Source organism: Ktedonobacter racemifer DSM 44963 (assembly GCF_000178855.1).
Classification (GTDB): domain Bacteria; phylum Chloroflexota; class Ktedonobacteria; order Ktedonobacterales; family Ktedonobacteraceae; genus Ktedonobacter; species Ktedonobacter racemifer.
In genome coordinates this window covers 329,477-349,843 of sequence record NZ_ADVG01000002.1, presented here as the reverse complement: position 1 = coordinate 349,843, position 20,367 = coordinate 329,477, and the positions used below count along the sequence as shown (strand labels likewise).

Below are 20,367 nucleotides of genomic sequence, written 5' to 3'. Positions count from 1 at the left end.
CTTCCAGACCAGCGAGGGTGCGTAAGAGCCATTTTATCAGGCAAACAACAAGTAAAAACGCTTCTTTTTGTGAGAAGCTGTACTGAAGCTGTACTAAGCTCTGGTTTTGCCAAAAAACAAAACGCCCTCAGGAACGTCTAGAATGGTCCTGAGGGCGTCATCCTACGATGAGGGAGGTGCCGGTGGAGAGATCCGTGGGCGCCTCCCCATTCTTATTCGCCGCTGTCCGCCAAGGAGCTCCCCGTGCGGATTGAGATGGACCATCGTTCATCGGCGCGTGTCGTAATCCGCTGGCGTCCGGCGGCTTTGCTGTCAATTTGTTGTCAAGATTGCGAATCGATTTACTTTCTCGGGTGTTGCCTGGTTTGCCCATCACTGGTAGAAGGACGCTGGAGAACGTTCATGAGGACCTCCTTTTCTTGAGCGGTGAGACATCAGCTACAGGAGACGAGCCTTGGGCCAGGTAAAGGGACCAGAACTCGCGCGCGTTCTGTTCCAGCTCGTCATGGGTGCCCATCTCCGCGAGCCGTCCATCGACCAGTACCGCAATCGTGTCAGCCTGGCGAATGGTGTCGTAGCGGTGGGTGGCAAACAGAATAATTTTCTCACGCGAGAGCCGCGCGAGCAGTTCGAAGATCTGGCGTTCCCCAACCGGATCCAGGCTCGCGCTCGGTTCATCGAGCATGAGCAACGGGGCATCGTGGTAGAGCAGCCGCGCCAGAGCCAGGCGCTGCCATTGCCCCCCCGGACAGATCGGCAGCCCTGCCAAAGCCTGCCCCCACTACGATGTCCAGCCCATCAGGCAACGCTCGCACCACTGCCTCCAGCCCGGCCTGCCGCAGCGCCTTCCAGATGCGCTCTTCTGGCAGGTACTCAAAGCGCATGGTCACATTGTGGCGAATACTGAACGGGAAATGGGCCGGCTCCTGGAAGAGCATGGCCCTGGTACAGGCTGCAAGGGATACTTCTTCGCCAGTGGAAAGGGTGGCCATCAGCCGGCCGCTGGTGGGAGCAACGAGGCCGGAGAGCAGTTTGATGAGCGTGCTCTTGCCGGCTCCATTGGTGCCCACGATCGCGGTCAGCCCTGGCTTGAACATACACGAGACGTCAGTGAGAGCCTCTTTCTGCGTTTCGGGATAGGTATAGGAGATCCCTTCGAGCTGAATGGAGTCCAAACGAGACGCAGAGACCAGCAGCGGCGTTGTTTCGGACGAATCGGCGACGGGATCAAACGAGGTGCCCAGAAAGTCGAAAAGCGTTTCGGCATACAGCAGGGATTCGCGTAGCGAGCGGTATTGGTAGAGGAAGGAATTGATCATCCCGGAGAGCATGGAGATACCAGGAATGAGCACGGCAAAACTGGCCACGCTGAGTTGCCCGCGACCAAGAAGCGCGAAGGCCGCCGTAAGCGCCAGTCCCAGCCCGATGACCTGGGCCAGGGCGGCCCCGGTGCGCAAGCCCAGAAAGCGCGCGGTGAGGCGCTTCAATTCCGCCAGGTAGCGCTCGGCTAAATGTGTATATTCGCGTGAGACCAGGTCGCTCTGGTAAACGCGCACATCGCGCTGGAAGTCGGCATCCACCTGCATATTGGTCAGCACATCCATGCGCAGTTGCTGGGGAGCCGAGCGCTCTTGCAGGCTGTACATGGCGTGGCTGAGCCTGCGCTCGGTGATCAGCGCCGGAATGGCAATCACGATCAAAGCGACGACCATCAGCGGAGCCAGGGCAAAGAGTGTCGCGGCCAGACTGAGCACTCCCAGTAAGATTGGCAGCGTGGAGAGCAGCGAGTCAACCAGGATAATGGAGCGCTGCGCGGCTTCGCGAATGACCAGCCCGTAGCGTGCTTGAGGCGAAATTCCGTGTCTAGAACCCTGGAATATCGGTGAAGGAACGCTTTCACCCGTTGCCTTCTCCTATAAAAAGAATTCTCCAACACTACCAGTAAACCGCAATATGGCAGAGCGCGACAAATGCGGACAAGTAATCTGATGCGTCGCAGACTCTGCCAAGATGGATCAACCTGACATAACAGGAATGCATGGTTGGCGGAACCGATACCCTACTCCCGTGATCGTTTCGAGATACGTAGGATGCCTGGGATCGTCTTCGATTCTGGAGGCTGGACGTTCTCATATTTTCTCTTACCGGTCTTAGAGTGTGTCGTAAGAGGCTCATAGAGCCAAGAATAAACTGAAAGGAGACAATCAAGAGACGCAATAAACTGAACAAGGAGCCGAATCTGATGAATGAGAGCATCACGAGAAAGCGCTATCCATCGGATCTGACCGATGCGCAATGGGAGCGGTTGGCTCCCTTTATCCCGCCACCTTCTCCCAATGCGACCCAGGAGGTCATTCCCAGGCGAGAAATCATCAATGGCATCCTCTATGTTCTGCGGACAGGCTGTTCTTGGCGGCAAATGCCCCACGACCTGCCCGATGGCAAAACAGCGTACCACTACTTCCGTCGCTGGAAACTCGATGGAATCTGGGAAAACGTGATGCATGCCTTGCGCCGTCAGGCTCGTGGCTCGATAGGGCGAGAGGAAGAACCAAGCGCCGGTATCGTCGATAGCCAATCCAGCAAAACCAGTCCTGTCCCAGGCATCGAACGTGGCTACGATGCCGGGAAAAAAAATCTGGGGACGCAAAAGGCACCTCCTCGTTGATACTCAGGGCTTCATCCTGGCCATCAAGGTGCTTGCAGCCAACATCGCGGATCGGGCAGGCGCTCATTTCTTGCTCGATGGGCTAGCGTCTGTGTTTCCTCGTCTTTCTCATCTCTTTGCCGATCATGGCTACGATGGAGAGCCGTTTGAACAATGGCTCTGGCAACATCTTGGATGGGAAATTGAGATTGTTCCGCCTCCATCGCATTGGGAACTCATCAATGGGCAACCCGTTGAAATTGGCAAACCCCAAGGAGGATTCCAGGTTCAACGCAAACGATGGATTGTTGAACGAACTTTTGGTTGGCTTATTCGCTTTCGACGGCTTGCTCGCGATTATGAGGGTTCGCCCTCAAGTAGCGAGGCCTTTATCCAGGTGGCTGCCATCCGTCTCTTCTTGACTCGTTTAGCTCCTTCCCGATACTGAATATTCGTCTTACGACACACTCTTAGAGCTTAAGCACTCGAAATGCGTTTAAGATTCTAGGAGCGAATATGGTATACTTTGCTCAGTGTATTCCCTCTGTTGTCTCTTACCTGGGAGTGAGTGACACTCCACATGGTCTAAAGACCAGTGGCTTCTCGCAAGTACATTTTCTCCTTGCGAGCTACGCGCATAGCATTGCTGCTATCCGTGGGTCGTGCCATTCGACCAACTACAGGGGAGCAATCGATTATCCCCTGATACTTTTGTACGTTGATTGAAATGCCTACACGTTGCAATTGCTCTCTTTAGCAAGTAGCCGTGGTCTTTGGCTAACACGGTAGCGTTTTTACCCATAGCCCTTCGCTATGGAACCCATACACTATTCAGTTCTCAATGTACTGCTGATCAATTCTTTTCGCGTACAGAAAAAACGGAAGGGCAAGGGCTAAAGCCGCAAACGCCTAACCACGGGATGAATCCCCGTGGCTTGCGGTGGGCTAAAGCCCAATAACGTCACGATATGGCCCAACCCATCGATGAGAGTCGTGCTCAGCTCATTACAAACTTGCAGCAACAGGCTGAAGAGTTAGCACAATTAAACAGGATTGCAATTGCGCTGACGTCTGAGTTTGACTTACAGCGTCTATTGCAGATGATGACAGATGCAGCACGCAAAGTAACTGCTGCTCAATATGCTGCATTCTTTCTCATACCCGAAATCGTGGAAGAATGTGCTACTACTCCCACAAAGAAAGCAAGTTTTCGTCTGGCCGCTATCTCCGGTGCATCAGAGCACATAGCGGCTCATTTTCGTCGCCTGGGTGTAGTCGAAGGTGTTGGAGTACTCTATCCTGTCTTCTGGGAAGGTGCATCCATTATTATCGACGATGTCCTGAAGGACCCTCGTTATGTAGGCATTCCAAAGGGGCATATTTCTGTACGCAGCTTTCTGGGTGTGCAATTGCGTACCCGTGAGGGAGCAATTCTGGGCGCATTCCTGATTGGCGATACACGTCCTGGATGTTTCACAAACCGCCACTTTGAACTCATCGAGGCTTTGAGTGCGCAAGCAGCAGTCGCTATCCATAATGCTCAACTTATCGCGCGTGAACGTCGAGCTATGGAAGCTTATGCTGCCCACCTGGAAAGTGAAGTCCGTGAGCGTACCGCCGAACTGGAGCGCCAGAACCAGGAATTGAGCAAGTTCGCAACACACCTCCAGCAGTTACACCACGAGCTAACCGAGGTCCAGAAGCGTCAGATGCTTGGCGAAGAGCGCAGACGGATTGCCCAGGAACTCCATGATCGTGTACAACAAACATTGTTCACGATTGGCTTGAAAGCGGATTGGGTTAAAGAACAACTGGAGCCTGGTTCGTCACTGCTTCATGCATTACGCTCAATTAAACAGCTTGCTTCTTTAGGAACTGCCCAGGTGCGTGATGCAATCTTTGCGCTGTCCTCGGCAGAGCTTCCCGAAGAGGGGCTGGTGAAAATGCTCTATACCCAGATTCGTGATTTGCGCGAAGCGACTTCTATTGAAGCGGATCTGGTCGTGGCAGAATGGACTATAGCGCCATCAGCTTGTGTCGAGAAAACGCTGCTGACTGTTGCTCAAGAGGCCCTTTCTAATGTGCGCCGCCACGCATGTGCTACGATTGTGATTGTGACGGTGCAGGTAACAGGTGAACATGCGATACTGGTCGTTCAAGATAATGGCATTGGTCTCCCCACTCAGGTATTACAGTCGTATGATAAGGATGCTATGCACCTGGGCTTGCGAGGAATGAGGCGTAGGATAGAAGAGCTTGGCGGGCACTTTACGCTGGTGAATGGCGAAGAGGGTGGGCTTATCGTAAAGGCGGTGGTCCCATTATGATCCGCTTACTGATTATTGACGATCACGAGATGGTACGTGAAGGACTCAAGGCGATACTCATGACCGAGCCAGATTTTAGTATTGTCGGTGATGCTGCCACTGCCGTCCAGGCCCTCGAATTGATTGAACGTCTCCAACCAGATATCGCCTTGCTCGATGTTCGCCTTCCTGATTCGAGCGGAATCGAGGTCTGTCGCACTGTGACTGAACGTTTCCCCGAGACAGCAGTGATTATCCTGACCACCTTTACGGATGAAACGTTAGTGGCAGAATGTATTCAGGCAGGGGCGCGTGGTTACATTGTCAAGGATATCGAACGCTTCGACTTGAAACGCTCAATTCGGGCCGTTGCACGAGGGGAGGGAGCTATTGACCCCAAGGCTGCCGCTGTTCTCATGACCCAACTACGTCGTGCCCCACAGACAAATCCTGAACTTTCTCTTGAATCCCTCAGTTCTCAGCAGCTTGTGATTCTGCGTTTTGTCGCGCAAGGGTTATCTAGCCGTGAAATTGCCAAGAAGCTCTACTTGAGTGAGAACACAATCAAGGGCTATGTACAAGAAATTTTGCATCGTCTCAATGTCAAGAATCGTACTGAGGCAGTGATGGTTGCCGTCAAACATGGATGGCTATAGATTGTAGAGACCTCCTGGCGCGTATTCCCCCCTCCTTTTGTATATACCCTCTTCCCTCCTTTTGGAAACCCTCTTCCCTCCTTTTGTAGGTAACACTGGATACAAGGTGCGACTATACTGAAGGTAGATAGAGGCCCGCATGCTTCTACTATACGTACCTCCCTGTCGGTCTGGCGTTTTGTATTCGATGATGACGCGCAGAAGATTTGCGCGTCAACAGATGTTGGAGGTGTTATTTTGATTCCCGGTTCCTTCGATTATGTAGCAGCGAGCAGTGTTCCCGAAGCTATAGCTCTGCTACAACAACATGGCGATGAAGCCAAGGTATTGGCTGGGGGTCACAGCCTTATTCCCATCTTGCGTTTCCGCCTTGCCAGCCCCTCAATTCTCATCGATATCAATCGTATTGCTGAATTGGAATATATTCGGGAGGCCGATGGTGTGCTGCATATCGGTGCACTCACACGCGAAGCGGAGTTAGATCACTCCTCTCTCATTCGCGTTCGCTATCCCATTCTCCAGGATACTGCGAAGGTCGTAGCTGACCCGGTAGTACGCAACTGGGCCACTGTTGGAGGCAATCTTGCTCATGCCGACCCTGCGAACGATCATCCCGCAACGATGATTGCGCTGGGGGCAAGTGTGGTCGCTGTGGGTCCTGGTGGGCAGCGTGTAATCCCTATTGAAGCCTTCTTTACCGACTCGTCCTTTGAAACGACGCTTGACCCTCTTGAAATCCTCACTGAAATTCGCATACCTGCCCCCCCTGAGCACAGTGGTGGAGCCTACCTGAAGCTTGAGCGCAAAGTAGGTGATTATGCCATTGCAGGAGTCGCGGTCTATGTGGTGTTGGATAGTGGTGGACTGGTGACCCATGCGGGTATTGGTCTCACGAATGTCGGACCCTCTCCTCTCAAAGCTCGTGATGCCGAGCAAGCGCTGCTTGGCAAACACTTTGATGAAACAGCTATTCGTCGAGCCGCCGATCTTGCCGCGGCAGCATCCCAACCAACGAGCGATACTCGCGGTACTGCGGAATACAAGCGTGCTATGGTGCGCACACTATGTAGTCGTGCTTTACGTAAAGCCTCAGTTCGCGCCGCAGGAGGGGAATAAGATGAGCAAACACCCGATCAGTGTCACTATTAATGGTACGGCGTACGAGGATACTGTCGATTCACGCACCCTCCTTGTCCACTGGATTCGCGATGGCTTACATCTGACTGGCACCCATATTGGCTGTGACACGACTTCCTGTGGGGCCTGTACAATCCTCGTCGATGGCAAAGCAACCAAGTCATGTACGATGTTCGCTGTCCAGGCTAATGGTCGTCAGATTGTAACTGTGGAGGGCCTGGAGCAGGGCGACAGGCTTCATCCCATGCAAGAAGGCTTTCATGAGAAGCACGCCTTGCAATGCGGCTATTGTACGCCGGGTATGATGATGGCGGCCATTGCACTGCTGCAGCGCAACCCTCATCCCAGTGAACAGGAGATACGGGAGGGCATCTCAGGAAACCTGTGTCGTTGTACAGGCTATGTCAATATTGTCCGTGCTATCCAGTATGCTGCTGAAAAAATGAGTGCGTCTGAGCCAGTTCCGGTCCCTGCCGGTGAGGGAGATGATTAATGGCAAGCGAAATACATGCTCATCATGGCCTGGGTGAACCCTATAAGCGTAAAGAAGATGCGCGTTTTATTCGCGGACAAGGGACATATGTTGACGATGTACAATTGCCTGGCATGCTCTACGGAGACATTGTCCGTAGTCCCTATGCGCACGCACTCATCAGGAATATCGATAGCAGTGAAGCAATGAAGGTTCCTGGTGTCGTGGCAGTCATCACGGGGAAAGACCTGGAAGCCGCTGGCCTGGCCTGGATGCCAACGCTCTCCGCCGATATGGAAGCAGTGTTAGCCGTTGATCGTGTATTGTATCAGATGCAAGAAGTTGCCTTCGTCGTCGCTACCAGCCGTTACGCGGCCGCTGATGGAGTTGCCGCTGTAGATGTCGATTACGAACCGCTACCCGTTGTTGTTGATCCCAAGAAGGCTCTTGATCCTGAGGCGCCGTTGCTGCGTCCCGATAAAAAGGAGAAGCAGCCTACGAACCAGATTTATCACTGGGAAACAGGAGATGAAGACGCGACGAATGCAGCCTTTGCCGAAGCTGAGCGGAATGGCGTGGTTATCAAGCAAGACCTCTATATTCCGCGTATCCATCCTGCGCCAATTGAGACCTGCGGCTGTGTCGCCAACTATCACAAGGCCACAGGGAAGCTCACTGTCTGGCTGACATCGCAGGCACCACATGCCCACCGCACGCTCTTCGCGATGGTGGCAGGGCTGCCAGAGCATCGTATCCGTATCATCTCTCCAGATGTTGGCGGTGGTTTTGGCAACAAAGTCCCCATTTATCCAGGCTACGTCTGCGCCGTGGTTGCCTCAGTGACGACGGGCAAGCCAGTCAAATGGATCGAGGATCGCTCTGAAAATATTGGTAGTACGGGCTTCGCTCGCGATTACCATATTCATGCGGAGATCGCAGCGGATAAAGATGGCATGGTCAACGCGCTGCGTGTACATACGCTGGCCGATCATGGCGCCTTTGACGCCGCAGCACAACCGACAAAATTTCCGGCAGGTCTGTTCCACATTTGCACGGGCTCCTATGACTTTAAACATGCCTTTGTGGATGTTGATGCAGTGCATACCAACAAAGCGCCTGGCGGTATTGCCTATCGTTGCTCGTTCCGCGTTACGGAAGCATCGTATTTGATTGAGCGTATGATGGATACATTGGCGCATGATTTGGGGAAAGATCCGGCGCAGTTACGTCTGCAAAACTTTATCAAGCCGGAGGCGTTTCCCTATCGCTCGGCATTGAACTGGACCTTTGATAGTGGCAATTATGAGGGTGCATTACACCTGGCGATGAAGAATATTGATTATGAGGCACTGCGTCAGGAGCAGGCGGAGAAGCGTGCGCGTGGCGAACTGATGGGCATTGGTATCTCAACCTTTACTGAAATCGTCGGGGCTGGCCCAGGGAAGCATTTTGATATCGCGGGCATTCAGATGTTCGATAGCTGCGAAGTGCGCGTACATCCAACTGGAAAAGTGCTCGCACGTATTGGCGTGCAAACGCAAGGTCAAGGACATGAAACGACCTTTGCCCAGATCATCGCGGCAGAATTAGGGCTGTCGCCAGATGATGTTGATGTTGAACATGGCGATACGGATACCGCGCCTTATGGCCTGGGAACCTATGCCAGCCGTAGTACGCCTGTAGCGGGTGCGGCAACGGCATTAGCTGCGCGCAAAGTGCGTGAGAAAGCCAAAAAGATCGCGGCTTACCTCTTAGAGGTGGGGGAGGAAGATCTGGAATGGGAGCCAGGACGTTTCTTTGTCAAAGGTGCGCCTGCTAAGGGGAAGACCATTCAGGATTTAGCCTTTGCTGCCTATACCAATTGCCCGCCATACCTGGAACCTGGATTGGAGGCGGTCAACTATTATGACCCGCCCAACCTCACGTATCCCTTCGGGGCCTATATTTGTGTTGTAGACATCGATCGTGGCACGGGTATGGTTCATATTCGTCGCTTTATGGCGGTCGATGACTGCGGTACTGTCATCAATCCGATGGTGGTTGAGGGACAGATACATGGTGGGCTGACACAGGGATTAGCTCCAGCTATGTATGAGGAACTGGCCTATGATGCGGATGGCAATATCCTGGCTGGAAACTTCCAGGATTACTTAATACCAACCGCAATGGAGACCCCTCTCTGGGAGACGGACAGGACAGTCACTCCTTCACCCCATCATCCCATTGGGGCTAAAGGTGTCGGCGAATCGCCTACAGTAGGAGCGCCGCAAGCGATTGTGAACGCCGTTGTGGACGCATTGGCACACGTCGGTGTGCGTCATATCGATATGCCACTGACGCCCTGGAAGGTATGGAACATCCTCAAAGAAAAAGGCCTGACCTCAGACTGAGAGTCCCTCGGTGCTTCTGGACGGCGTGCCTATTCATCAGGAGAAAGACACGCCGCCTTATCTCCTTGTGTGGGAGGGTGTTATGTCTTCAACTCATACACTCCTTGAGCTCGCTCACCAGTTGGAGCAGGCCGGAAAACCTTTCGTCATAGCGACAGTCGTGTGGTGTGAACGCCCGACGTCAGCGAAACCAGGAGCCAGGGCCATTATTGAGGCTGATGGGCACATAACGGGATGGATTGGAGGAAGTTGCGCACAACCTGTGGTGGTGCGAGAAGCAGTGCGTGCGCTGCGGGAAGGGGGGGAACCTTCCCTGTTACGTCTTGGCGCGCCAGTTACCGTAGGCATACATCGTGATGTGCGCGCCTTTCCCATGTCGTGTGCCAGTGGGGGCATACTGGAGATTTATATGGAGCCGCATCTTCCTCAGCCTCAGCTCATCCTTGTGGGTGACTCACCGGTCGTGGCTGCGTTGAGTCAACTTGCACCAGTACTTGACTTTGCGGTCACTCACCTGAACCATACTGACTTAAGCCAGGTACCCATTGATCAGCGAACACTCATTGTCGTCGCTACGCACGGTCAATACGATGAGGATGTGCTCACACAGGCTTTGCAGAGTCCAGCAGCGTACGTGGGAATGGTTGCAAGTCACCGCCGTGCAGATGCTTGCCGATCCTATTTACGTATGTCTGGTTTGGAAGAACGCCAGATAGCGCGCTTAAAAGCCCCGGCTGGCCTTGATATCGGAGCGATGACCCCTGAGGAAATAGCATCGAGCATCCTGGCCGAACTGGTGCAGGTCCGCAGGCAATCCATCCTGATGGAGGGGGGTGGTGAGAACGTTGCTGCTGAAGGGCAAGACTCTCTCTCTTCTGCGGTTCATAGTACGGCTCTTGATCCCGTATGTGGCATGATGGTGGAAATAGCCAACGCTCGACACCTAAGTACCTATAATGGCCGTAATGTCTATTTCTGCTGCCCGGCCTGCAAACGCCTGTTTGAAGCCAATCCAGAAGAATATCTCGTACAGAGCGAAAGGTGAGCATGCTATGGAATTCTCGGGCTCTCAGACGATTACTGTATCTATTGAGCGCGTATGGGCTTATCTCCTGGATGTGAACAAGGTGGCAGCATGTGCACCTGGTTTCCGAAGCCTGGAAGAATTGGAACCTGAACACTGGAAGGCTGTGATTGCCGCAGGCGTGGGGCCTGTGAAAGCAAAATTTACACTCGATGTAACCCGCCCGGAGATGCAAGAGCCAAATTACATGGTGGTGAAAGGACGTGGGAAGGCTCCAGGAAGTGCCGTTGAGCTAGAGGGCCGTATGCGTCTCGTTGCAGAAGGGGCAGAGCGGACTCGTATGGATTGGAACGCACATGTAGTGGTGAGTGGCACTCTTGCCAGCGTGGGGGGACGCCTTATGAGCAGCACTGCAGAGAAACTTACAGGTCAATTCTTTGATTGTTTGAAAGCTAACTTGCTAGCTGTTGATACCGCTGAAGCGAGTAGTCACTGACTTCTACCTTACTGAATGAAATCGGTTGCATTGCAAGAAAAAGCCGATCTGCTACAGTTGAGAGAAAAGAGCTCAAGCCCGCGAGGAACCCGCCTTACCGTTGGGGCTGTAAGCCCCGCGGCTTGCGACGGGTTCTTCTCTGTCAAGAGGGCTAAATAAGCATCATTTACCTATTCTCCTCTGCTCGGTTGTGTTGCAAGAAATAAGCTGATCTGCTACAGTCGAGCGAAAAGAGTCTTTAACAGTATTGAAAAAGCGATGATGATGTGTTAGAATATATGTATGGAGCATACATATTCGCCAAAACAATTTGGCCAGTTGATTGGAAAATCAGTCAATACCTTGCAAAAATGGGATCGCAAGGGCATCTTGCCAGCGTTCCGTAGCCCGACGAATCGCCGCTACTACACGCATGAACAATATCTGGCTTATCGCGGGTTAATTTCCTCGGAGCAAGGGTTGGTGATTGCGTATGCTCGCGTGTCTTCTCCTGGTCAGAAAAAAGATCTGGCTCTCCAGAAGGAAGCACTTCGAGCATACTGCCAGGAGCATGCTATCAAGGTAGATCAGTGGGTAGAAGATATCGGCTCCGCACTCAATTACAAACGCAAAGGCTTTCATCAGGTCATTGAACAAATCGAGCTGGGATTGGTTAAGCGGGTGGTGATCGGCTTTCAGGATCGTTTTGTTCGCTTTGGCTACGACTGGTTTGAGCAGTTCTGTGAACGGCACGGAACCGAGATCACCGTTATTCATGACGAAACCTTCTCCCCAGAAGAAGAACTGGTTCGGGATCTGATGGCTATCGTCACGGTATTTTCAGCACGACTTCATGGCCTGCGTTCCCAGAAGAACCTGATCCGTGCAGCGGCTCTGGGAAAGGACATAACGGATGATCAAGGCACACAAGATCAGACTCCATCCCACACCTGAGCAAGCCGTCTCTATTGCCAAAGCCGCAGGGACCGCCCGCTTCGTGTGGAATTGGGCGCTGGCTGAGTGGAACCGGCAGTATGAGGCAGGAGAAAAGCCCACCGCCTTGAAACTCAAGAAGCAATTCAACGAGATCCGGCGTGAACAGTACCCCTGGACATGGGAAGTCACGAAGAACGCCTCTGATCAGCCGTTTCTGGACCTGGGCAAAGCATTTACCGCTTTCTTTGAAGGCAAGGCTCACCGCCCGCGCTTTAAGAGCAAGAAGCGGAGCAAACCAAGCTTCTACCTTGCCAACGATCAATTCGAGTTGGGGGATCACCGTCTGTGGGTTCCTAAGCTCGGATGGGTCAACATGGCGGAAAATCTGCGCTTCAAAGGTCGCGTGAGAGGAGCACGCATCACGAAAACAGCAGACTGGTGGTTTGTGTCTCTCCAGGTCGAACTCCCAGATGCGATCCCGGCAAAGAAACCAGCCGCTGTTGGTATCGATGTCGGACTAAACCGATTGGCCACCTTGAGTACAGGAGAGGGAGTCGAGAACCAAGCCTTCCTCAAAACGGCGCTCAAAAAATTGCGTCAGGCCAATAAGCGACTGCATCGCCGCAAACCGGGATCAAAAAACCGCGAGAAAGCGCGTAGACAGGTGGCACGACTCCATTATCGTATTACCTCTCTGAGAGACGATGTGCTCCACAAGCTCACAACCAGGCTTGCCAATTGCTATGGAAGCATTGGCATCGAAGACCTCAACCGGAAGCGGGTTGCTCAAGAATCGGCGGCTGTCTCGTTCGTTCTCTGACGCAGCATTGGGCAAGCTGCTCTCCCTGCTCGGGCGAAGGTAGAGCAGCAGGGTGGACAGGTGATCAAGGTGGGACGCTTCTTTCCTTCGAGTAAGACCTGCCACTGCTGCGGCTGGAAGTGGGAAGCGATGACGCTCAAAGATCGCACCTTCCTCTGCCAGAATCCATCATGCCCCTATTCTCAGTTCCCGCAAGATCGCGATCATAATGCGAGCCAGAATATCCTGCGGGAAGCCCTTCACTTGATCGGGCTCATTGACCAAGTCGTCACCGGTATTGGCTCAGACGAGGACGTAAACTTGCCTGCGGACGCGGGGTAAGACCAAAAAGGCTTCGGCCTTGAGGCTCCTACGGATGAAACAGGAACAACAAAAGGTGTAGCAGAGCTATGCTTGCATACGTTTTACTACATTAATTGGAGCAGGAAGAGGATTTCGTCATAGCAGAGCAGCACCCGTTCAAATGGCGCCACTTCCAAGCCGACATCATTCTCTTGTGCGTGAGATGGTATCTTCGCTCTGCTTTGAGCTATCGCGACTTGGAGGAAATGATGCTTGAGCGTGGATTGCATGTCGACCATACGACAATCTATCGCTGGGTTCAGCACTATGCGCCCGAACTCGAACGACGGTGTCGAGCGCACTTGAAGACCACGGCGGACTCCTGGCGGGTCGATGAAACCTACATCAAAGTCAAAAAAGAGTGGGTGTATTTGTATCGAGCGGTTGATTCGCGGGGAAACATGCTCGATTTCTTTTTCAGTTCGACGCGAGATACACAAGGTGCTAAACAGTTTCTTCTCAAAACGCTCACCGCATCCCATACCAGCGAGCCACGAGTTATCAACGTGGACAAAAACGCGGCCTATCCCAAAGCGTTTGCGGAATTGAAAGCGGAAGGGTGTCTTCCCAAAAGGTGTGAATTGCGGCAAGTGAAATATCTCAATAATTTGGTTGAACAAGATCATCGCTTCATCAAACGGTTAACGAAGCCAGGGATGGGCTTTTTCTTCTTCCAAACAGCTTGGCGAGCCCTCCAAGGGTACGAGACGATGAACATGCTGAGGAAAGGGCAAGTACAAGGGGTAGCAAAAGGGGATGTTGGAGGGCAGGTCTCGCTGGTCGCCACACTGTTTGGAGTGATCGCCTAACTGAATGAGGAGAACCTCTTCACATCCATCTTGCCCTCATCATCGTTTTTGCAACACAATCCGTGGGCGTGCCTCTGCCACCTTCAGACGAGAAGTGTCGCCTTCAAACTCTTATCAGGAGTCCGAACACGCCCCCCAGCTTTTGATCAAGAGTCAAGCTCCAAGTGCGTTAGAGGGTTCCCTTCCCAGCGGATAGCTATGCCGCCGTGCTTCTCCACCTTCAATGGTAGATTCTTTGTGGTGAAAATGCAAGCTCGTCATTGAAGCTTTCGTCTGAAATGCGTTTGAGCCGGCGAGCGACCACTTTGTCGTTGTCAGGAGAAGCTTTGCTTGTTCAACCAGGCAATGGATTACGTATTGGTGAGGTGTGCATCGCATCAGCATTGAGAATGCGGTTTGTGACCAGGGCTGGATGCAGCAGGGCAACTGCGGCACAAATCTCGTTCTCACGGCTTTCCACGGCGCGTTGCGCCAGCACAAGAACGAATCGACACCTCTGCGTTTCGCTGTCAGTTTTGCTGTCAACGATGTGTTCTCCAAAAAAAGTGAAACTCTCTCATGAGTGTCTAGAAGCGGCATGAGAGCATCATCATCATAAAAGAACTGCAGGTGGAGAGATTCGCAGGCGCCTCCCCGCCCCTTTTCGCCGCTGTCCGCCACGGCGCTTCCCATGCGGCGTGAGAGGAATCGTCGTTCATCGGCGGACATCGTAATCCGCAGGCGTCCGGCGGCTTTGCCGTCAATTTGTAGTCAAATTTGGTGAAGTGAGAGGTACTCTCCCCTCAAGTTTCCAATGTGCCATCCAGACGGTTGCCAGCGAGTACGACCGTGCTTGTGAGCCAAAAGAGGCAACTATCGGGAGACAGTTTATCCGCCATCGATCCGCCATCGATCCGCCATCGATCCGCCATATCCGCCATCAGTTCCGCCATCGATCCGCCATATCCGCCATCGATCCGCCATCAATTTCGCCATCCGATCTGTCTCTTGACTTGCTGGTACAATGCTCGTACCCTGTTTGTATGAGGAGGAAGAGATGAGCATGCAATCTGTTGATACCCATCCTGATGCCGAGCGGGTCTTCATCGGCCTGATCCGCAAGGCCCCTGTGGAGAGGCGGTTCAGACTTGTGCAATCGTTGACCCAGAGTACACTGTGGGCGAATATCCGCTCCTGGCGAGAGCGCTATGCGGGGAACACTGAGCGGGAGGCTGCGGTACGCTTTGTCTCGTTCTCGTACGGGAAGGCGCTTGCTCAGCACGTACAAGCCGCATTAGAGAAGCAAGAGCATTGGCACCTGCAGCCAATGGATCTCGCCTCCGTTGCGCGTTCTGTGTTCCAGGCGTGTGAGAGGATAGAGGTGCCCTGTTACCTCGGCGGCTCGATTGCCAGTTCGCTTCACGGCATGCAACAGGTGGCGCAAGATATTGATCCTCTTGTCGAACTCGACGAACAAAACCTCTCCGCCTTCCTGGCACCCCTTGAACGTGATTTTCTCTTTGAGAAGAACTCCATCTAGGAGGCGGTGCGACGGCGCACGCCCTTTTCCCTCTTGCATCTCGGCTCACTGGCGAAGGTCGATGTCATTGTCCCTCGATGTACTGCTTTTGATACCACTATGTCTCGGCTGGTGACTCGTTACAAGCTTGATGAACGGTACCCTCCTTTCCCCGTTGCTTCGGCCAGTGAAATGATTCTCTTTAAGCTTCGGCGCTTTCACCTGGCTTCGGTCGTGCGAACTGATGGTATGAGAGACGACGCGGAGTGGAACGACATCGTGGGTATGATCAAAGTGCAAGGAGCGAATCTCGATGTGGAGCTTCTGGAAGGATGGGCGTGAACGCTGAACATATCGGAAATGTGGCGGCAGGCCCTGGAAGATGCAAGGCGTGACGAGACTTTGAGAGTGGGACATGCTCCTCAAAACAATCGTATACTTGCTGTAGGGCATAAGCACAGGTGTTTGATCAAAGAACTGTTGAAACGGAGAGCAAGGAGGACTATTTCAGATGCCCATGTATGGTGATGTTCATGACAGGTAACCTTGCAAGGTCTGCACTCTTTCGGACATTTCTTCAGACATTGCGCTTGAACTGCTTTGGTGGAGTGTTCAAAGTGAGGCGCAATATCATTCCTTGCCACACACTCCACTAAAGCAGTTCAACATCAAGACGTGTCATAAGTGCTGTCAAAAAAGTGTATTTTGCAAGGGAAAAGTGTACCAATTTTTACTCGAAAACTGTGCCAAGAGATTCATTGACAAAATTTGTTTGTAACCGAAACGTGTACCAGTTTTTACTCGAAAACTGTGCCACTCCCCACGGAGATGCTTCAGACTTCTGGAGCGGCTACTGGTTCGCCGCTCCCTTCTCCCAAGGATTCTTGGTGCTGGAGTTGCTGGCGAAAGCGATATGAGGTTCCCACAAATTCTAGGATCGTGGCCCGATGAGTGAGCCGATCCAGGAGCGCCGCGGACATCCGCTCATCGCTCCCCATGATGCGGCCCCATTCAGCAAAGTGCAGGTTCGTCGTCACGATGACTGCGACTCGTTCGTAGAGAGCTGAACACAGTTGAAACAAGAGTTGAGCCCCAGTGGGGGTGAACGGGATAAAGTCTAATTCATCCAGGACAATCAGCTCGTGTTTACAGATCTGAGCCATGATCCGTGAGAGTTGGTACTCTTGCTGCGCTTTGATCAGATCATTTATCAGTCCAGCTACATTGTAAAAGCGCACCCGACGGCCTTGTCGACACGCAGCCAGAGTCAATCCCGTCGCTACATGCGATTTGCCTAAACCAGGATTTCCCAGCAAGATCACAGGCTCGGCGTTGGTGATATAGACACCCTGCGCCAGTTCGAGGATGCGCGCTTTGGGAACAGAGGGCACACTGCTCCACTCAAAGTCAGCCAGCTCTTTGAGCACCGGGAAGTGGGCTTGTTGGATGGCTCGTTCAATGCGATGCGCTTCTCGATTGGCCACTTCTTCTTGAGCCAGCGCCAACAGGTAACGCTCGTAGCTCAAGTTCGTGCGTGCGGCCTCCTGAGCCAACGGTTGATAAGACTGCGCAAAAGAGGGCAGACGCAGTTGCTTCAAGTAGGTTTCCAGCAGAAATTCCGGCTTCATTGGGCAACTCCTCTCCCAATCAATTGGTCATACCACGCTAAATCAATGGCCTGGCTTCCCAGGCTCGCCAGATGGGGTCTGTCAGACAAATCCAGCAGGGGCCGGGCCTCGACTTCAGCCTGGCCATGCTCCAGGCAGTGTTTTACTCCATCAAGGTGGGTACAACCAAAGGCGAGTGCCTGTTCAATGGCTTGCTCCACCACAGAGGCAGGATACTGCTGATGCAAACGTAAAATGCGCACAAACTCTTTGACTCCTCGCCCCTCGGGCCACTTCTCCCGCAAGTGGGCAAGCAGCCGATGGTAGGAGGACGGCCAATCCACTTTCCATTGCTTCAACGGACGGGCATACTCAAACGCTCCCAGGCGTATCTCCAACAAAAACAGGTAATGGAGTGGGTTAAACACATCTTGCTCGCGTCCATACGAGCGCTCATGCACAGCGAGCAACTGCCCCTTGTCATAGATCTCCACCGTAAAGGGATAGGCTTTCAGGGTCAGAAGCTTGCGAGCCTGCTCTGTTGGCACCGAGTAGCGGTTGGTGTCATAGCTCACTTGGCTGTAGGGAGTCAGATGGACTTGCCGCGTCACACAACAGTCAAAAGCCCGCTTGGGCAAAGGCCGAAGCGCTGGTTGCTCAATTTTCCAGGCTTGCCCGATCGAGAGCGGTTGCCGATGCACGACACGCACATCGTCACGCAGGCACTTCTCCAAGAGAGAGCGATTGAGCTCAGTGTATGACTCGACCTGGGGCATGGGCACGAGGTAATTTCTCCGGCTAAACCCAACTGACCCCTCAACGCCTCCTTTCTCATGTCCTTGAGCGGGCGTACAGAAATGAGAAGCAAACAGGTAGTGACTACGAAAGGCGACAAAAGCGCGCTGTTCTTCTCGTATCCGTCCTTCGATGAGTGGCTTGAGAGCAGCGGCGAGATTATCATAGCTAATCCGATGCGGCACGCCGCCGAAGTGTTCAAAGGCACACACATGGCCATACAAGAAGGCTTCTTGCTTCTGAGATGGGAAACACATCACAAACGTGCGGCGAGAATACGACAGGTGCATGACAAACACTTGCACGGTTTGCTGGATCCCGCCCACAATCACCTGAGCTTCCCCCCAATCCACCTGCGCATCCTGGCCGGGGTCAAACTCCAGAGGCAAAAAGGTCGCCGGGCGTTTGTGTGTTTTGCGCCAGCGCACCCCATACATCTGTATGCTTGACTCGCTACCAGAGTAGCCTTCAGTTTGGAGGAGCTCAAAGAGTTTGTGTGCCGTGTAGCGCTGCTTCTTGGGTAAGTGGGCATTCTCGGCAAGCAAGGCGTCCAATCGGGCCTGGTAGGGTCCCAGCACGGGAGATGGACGCGGCCTCTTCAAGGTGTATTCTGGTGGCCGGTCAGCATGCAGCGCTTTGCTGACCGTCTGTCGCGAGATACCCAGCGTGCGGGCAATGGCTCGTTCGGATTGCTCTTCCACATGATACATGCGCCGAATCTGTTCATATTGTTCCAAGGTGATCATCTCCCTCGCTCCTCTCATGCAAGGGGATAACAGATCCTTGCATGAGAGAAGATTACCCACCCTTGGTACACTTTTCAATTGTAAAAGTCAGTGTCGCTGGCCTACTTTTAGTTTACAAAATACAATAGGCCTGATACAGATGCCGTTCAACGGCTTCGACAAGTGTGATTTGGGTTTTGTCCATCTCTTTTCCTTGTGTAGATTGTCACCTGGGTTATCCCCAGGTGACATGGTGATTCGAGCGTGTGTTTAGGCGCTCTGCTTGAGAGCATGCCCTGTTTTTCGGTGCTGCCAATGATGCCACAGAAGCAGGAGGTTTCCAAGCACGATCCACCCAAGAGCGATATAGGGTGCATACATGAGGGGAGGGGCAGGAACTGGAACGACTGAGCTATAGGCCGCAATGGCGGAGATGATGATGGCGATGACAGGCAGGAGCAGATTAATCACCAGGCGAAGGGGTGAGGCTGTCCCCTTGTTCCGAAGGCTCACCATTACCCATGACAGTGACGCCAGGATGTAGGCCAGCAGGATCAAGAGTGAGGCCGTGATGGCAAGAAAACCGTAGAACAGGAATGGGCCTAAGAGCACACCGAGCGTGAGACCAAGTAGGAAGGTGATTCCCAGGACCACGCCGATGGCGACTATGGGCGTTTTGTGACGCTGATGGGTTCTGCTCAGGAGAAACGGGAAGCGACGATCACGGGCCATGGCAAAAAGCATGCGGCTTGCAAGCGTGAGGCCCGCTAAGGAAGCCGTCCATCCCGAGATAGCCACGACCAGATCCAGCAGACTCGCAAAGAGCGTCCCCCCATAGCGAGTCGCGAGTGTGTCCAGAGGGGTTTGATCACGTGCCAGGGCATCGATATGTGTTGTCCCATACCCGATGACGAAACTGTAGGAGACAAGGACATAGAAGACCAGGCCAACGACGATTGCCAGCATTACGGCGCGTGGAATGACCCGCTGCGCCCGGTGTGTTTCCTCGCCCAGCACCGTGCTGGACTCGAACCCAATGAAGGAGGTGAAGGCGAAGATCACCCCAAAGAACACTGCCGAGAGGCCCCCAGGTGATGCAGAAGGGAGCAAGGGAACGAGTGAAAAACCCTCCGCTCTACCATGCCGGAGAATGAGCAGCGCCAGGAGCAACACGGCCCCAGCCCCGACAGCAGACAAGAGAAGGACGACTCTTGTGGAGAGGCGTATGTCAAAGAAGGCGCAGGCCCCAAGTGCGAGCAGAAGCACCACAAAAGGAAGCAACCAGGGAAGCGTGATGCCAAAGAGGTGCTCAAGAACGGTGGCCGTGAACAGGCTGGAGATGGCAAGGGTAAAAGAAACGCCGACGGCGAAGGCCCCTGCATACATCCAGCCTCCGAGAAAACCATATCCTGCTCCGAGTCCTTGTGTAATGTAGGTGTAGAGGCTGCCTGCATGGGCAATCCGACGGGAAAATTGCAGAAAGACATAGGCCAGGCAAAGGCTCGCCAACCCGGCGATCAGATAGGCAAGGGGCGACGCGACGCCTGCGGAGGCTGCAACAAAGGAGATGGAGAGGGCAATTCCCATCTCCAGTGCGAGCAATCCTACTGATTGGGCCAGAGCATCAAAGAGACCTAAGCGTCCAGCTCGTAGTTTCGTGGTTGGTTCATCGTGAGGCACCAGGGCCTCAGAGAGGGTATCCTGACTCATACCAATGATTCCTTTCAT

At 53.3% G+C, this 20,367-nt stretch carries 18 protein-coding genes and 1 pseudogene; 13 read left to right on the top strand and 6 right to left on the bottom strand.

Annotated features, from left to right (window positions below; translation table 11 throughout):
* Positions 1-400: 400 nt before the first annotated feature.
* Both KRAC_RS17955 and KRAC_RS17950 read right to left on the bottom strand, forming a co-directional pair.
* Positions 401-769, bottom strand: coding sequence for an ATP-binding cassette domain-containing protein (locus KRAC_RS17955; protein ID WP_075164307.1), 369 nt, complete (start codon positions 767-769; stop codon positions 401-403).
* Positions 675-1,754: an ATP-binding cassette domain-containing protein gene (locus tag KRAC_RS17950; RefSeq protein ID WP_040443805.1), complete on the bottom strand. Its 1,080-nt coding sequence runs from the start codon at positions 1,752-1,754 to the stop codon at positions 675-677. Before KRAC_RS17950 ends, KRAC_RS17955 begins: the two co-directional genes overlap by 95 nt.
* 488 nt (positions 1,755-2,242) lie before the next feature.
* Between KRAC_RS17950 and KRAC_RS79510 the strand changes: the two genes are divergently transcribed.
* The 11 genes and pseudogenes from KRAC_RS79510 (at position 2,243) to KRAC_RS17895 (ending at position 14,014) form a co-directional block, all read left to right on the top strand.
* A protein-coding gene (locus KRAC_RS79510; RefSeq protein WP_007909437.1) for an IS5 family transposase occupies positions 2,243-3,095 on the top strand; the annotation gives its coding sequence in 2 pieces (ribosomal slippage) (positions 2,243-2,626 and positions 2,628-3,095; 852 coding nt in all).
* A 520-nt stretch (positions 3,096-3,615) separates the two neighbouring features.
* On the top strand, positions 3,616-4,974 hold the full coding sequence (locus tag KRAC_RS17940; RefSeq protein ID WP_007909435.1) for a GAF domain-containing sensor histidine kinase: 1,359 nt from the start codon (positions 3,616-3,618) through the stop codon (positions 4,972-4,974).
* Positions 4,971-5,609, top strand: a complete 639-nt coding sequence (locus KRAC_RS17935) for a response regulator (RefSeq protein WP_007909433.1) — start codon at positions 4,971-4,973, stop codon at positions 5,607-5,609. The genes KRAC_RS17940 and KRAC_RS17935 overlap by 4 nt, the downstream gene beginning before the upstream one ends.
* Before the next feature lie 237 nt (positions 5,610-5,846).
* Positions 5,847-6,725 (top strand): FAD binding domain-containing protein, encoded by an 879-nt coding sequence (locus KRAC_RS17930; protein ID WP_007909431.1) that lies wholly within the window; start codon positions 5,847-5,849, stop codon positions 6,723-6,725.
* A 1-nt stretch (position 6,726) separates the two neighbouring features.
* The gene (locus KRAC_RS17925) at positions 6,727-7,239 is read left to right on the top strand and encodes a (2Fe-2S)-binding protein (RefSeq protein WP_007909429.1); all 513 of its coding nucleotides are present in this window, start codon (positions 6,727-6,729) and stop codon (positions 7,237-7,239) included.
* Complete coding sequence (locus KRAC_RS17920; protein ID WP_007909428.1) at positions 7,239-9,608, top strand: aerobic carbon-monoxide dehydrogenase large subunit; 2,370 nt, start codon at positions 7,239-7,241, stop codon at positions 9,606-9,608. Before KRAC_RS17925 ends, KRAC_RS17920 begins: the two co-directional genes overlap by 1 nt.
* Positions 9,609-9,690: 82 nt before the next feature.
* Positions 9,691-10,653 (top strand): XdhC family protein, encoded by a 963-nt coding sequence (locus KRAC_RS17915; protein WP_007909427.1) that lies wholly within the window; start codon positions 9,691-9,693, stop codon positions 10,651-10,653.
* A gap of 7 nt (positions 10,654-10,660) precedes the next feature.
* Positions 10,661-11,128, top strand: coding sequence for an SRPBCC family protein (locus tag KRAC_RS61870; protein WP_007909425.1), 468 nt, complete (start codon positions 10,661-10,663; stop codon positions 11,126-11,128).
* Between the two features lie 282 nt (positions 11,129-11,410).
* Positions 11,411-12,061 carry an IS607 family transposase gene (locus KRAC_RS17905; RefSeq protein ID WP_007909423.1) on the top strand — a complete coding sequence of 217 codons (651 nt, stop codon included), beginning with the start codon at positions 11,411-11,413 and terminating at the stop codon, positions 12,059-12,061.
* A pseudogene (locus KRAC_RS17900) lies at positions 12,021-13,184 on the top strand (RNA-guided endonuclease InsQ/TnpB family protein). Before KRAC_RS17905 ends, KRAC_RS17900 begins: the two are co-directional and overlap by 41 nt.
* Positions 13,185-13,303: 119 nt before the next feature.
* Positions 13,304-14,014 (top strand): IS6 family transposase, encoded by a 711-nt coding sequence (locus tag KRAC_RS17895; protein WP_040444417.1) that lies wholly within the window; start codon positions 13,304-13,306, stop codon positions 14,012-14,014.
* Positions 14,015-14,796: 782 nt separating this feature from the next.
* On the opposite strand, the gene KRAC_RS71315 is transcribed toward KRAC_RS17895, so the two are convergent.
* Positions 14,797-14,946 carry a hypothetical protein gene (locus KRAC_RS71315; protein WP_007909419.1) on the bottom strand — a complete coding sequence of 50 codons (150 nt, stop codon included), beginning with the start codon at positions 14,944-14,946 and terminating at the stop codon, positions 14,797-14,799.
* Between the two features lie 104 nt (positions 14,947-15,050).
* Between KRAC_RS71315 and KRAC_RS17885 the strand changes: the two genes are divergently transcribed.
* Both KRAC_RS17885 and KRAC_RS17880 read left to right on the top strand, forming a co-directional pair.
* Positions 15,051-15,533, top strand: coding sequence for a hypothetical protein (locus tag KRAC_RS17885; RefSeq protein ID WP_007909418.1), 483 nt, complete (start codon positions 15,051-15,053; stop codon positions 15,531-15,533).
* Positions 15,534-15,539: 6 nt separating this feature from the next.
* On the top strand, positions 15,540-15,854 hold the full coding sequence (locus tag KRAC_RS17880) for a hypothetical protein (protein WP_007909417.1): 315 nt from the start codon (positions 15,540-15,542) through the stop codon (positions 15,852-15,854).
* Positions 15,855-16,345: 491 nt separating this feature from the next.
* Here the strand turns inward: KRAC_RS17880 and istB are convergent, their stop codons facing one another.
* From istB to KRAC_RS17865, 3 genes are all read right to left on the bottom strand, one after another.
* Positions 16,346-17,140 carry an IS21-like element helper ATPase IstB gene (gene istB, locus KRAC_RS17875; protein WP_007909416.1) on the bottom strand — a complete coding sequence of 265 codons (795 nt, stop codon included), beginning with the start codon at positions 17,138-17,140 and terminating at the stop codon, positions 16,346-16,348.
* Positions 17,137-18,660, bottom strand: coding sequence for an IS21 family transposase (gene istA, locus KRAC_RS17870; protein WP_007909414.1), 1,524 nt, complete (start codon positions 18,658-18,660; stop codon positions 17,137-17,139). The genes istB and istA overlap by 4 nt, the downstream gene beginning before the upstream one ends.
* 249 nt (positions 18,661-18,909) lie before the next feature.
* Positions 18,910-20,349 (bottom strand): APC family permease, encoded by a 1,440-nt coding sequence (locus KRAC_RS17865; RefSeq protein WP_007909412.1) that lies wholly within the window; start codon positions 20,347-20,349, stop codon positions 18,910-18,912.
* Between the last annotated feature and the right edge of the window lie 18 nt (positions 20,350-20,367).

Excerpts from the sequence above, each read along its gene's own strand:
- KRAC_RS17915 (WP_007909427.1), top strand. The coding sequence starts at position 9,691 with ATGTCTTCAACTCATACACTCCTTGAGCTCGCTCACCAGTTGGAGCAG.
- KRAC_RS17925 (WP_007909429.1), top strand. The coding sequence starts at position 6,727 with ATGAGCAAACACCCGATCAGTGTCACTATTAATGGTACGGCGTACGAG.
- istA (WP_007909414.1), bottom strand. The coding sequence starts at position 18,660 with ATGATCACCTTGGAACAATATGAACAGATTCGGCGCATGTATCATGTG.
- KRAC_RS17865 (WP_007909412.1), bottom strand. The coding sequence starts at position 20,349 with ATGAGTCAGGATACCCTCTCTGAGGCCCTGGTGCCTCACGATGAACCA.
- KRAC_RS61870 (WP_007909425.1), top strand. The coding sequence starts at position 10,661 with ATGGAATTCTCGGGCTCTCAGACGATTACTGTATCTATTGAGCGCGTA.
- KRAC_RS17935 (WP_007909433.1), top strand. The coding sequence starts at position 4,971 with ATGATCCGCTTACTGATTATTGACGATCACGAGATGGTACGTGAAGGA.
- KRAC_RS17885 (WP_007909418.1), top strand. The coding sequence starts at position 15,051 with ATGAGCATGCAATCTGTTGATACCCATCCTGATGCCGAGCGGGTCTTC.
- KRAC_RS17940 (WP_007909435.1), top strand. The coding sequence starts at position 3,616 with ATGGCCCAACCCATCGATGAGAGTCGTGCTCAGCTCATTACAAACTTG.
- KRAC_RS71315 (WP_007909419.1), bottom strand. The coding sequence starts at position 14,946 with ATGGCGGAACTGATGGCGGATATGGCGGATCGATGGCGGATCGATGGC.
- KRAC_RS17905 (WP_007909423.1), top strand. The coding sequence starts at position 11,411 with ATGGAGCATACATATTCGCCAAAACAATTTGGCCAGTTGATTGGAAAA.
- istB (WP_007909416.1), bottom strand. The coding sequence starts at position 17,140 with ATGAAGCCGGAATTTCTGCTGGAAACCTACTTGAAGCAACTGCGTCTG.
- KRAC_RS17920 (WP_007909428.1), top strand. The coding sequence starts at position 7,239 with ATGGCAAGCGAAATACATGCTCATCATGGCCTGGGTGAACCCTATAAG.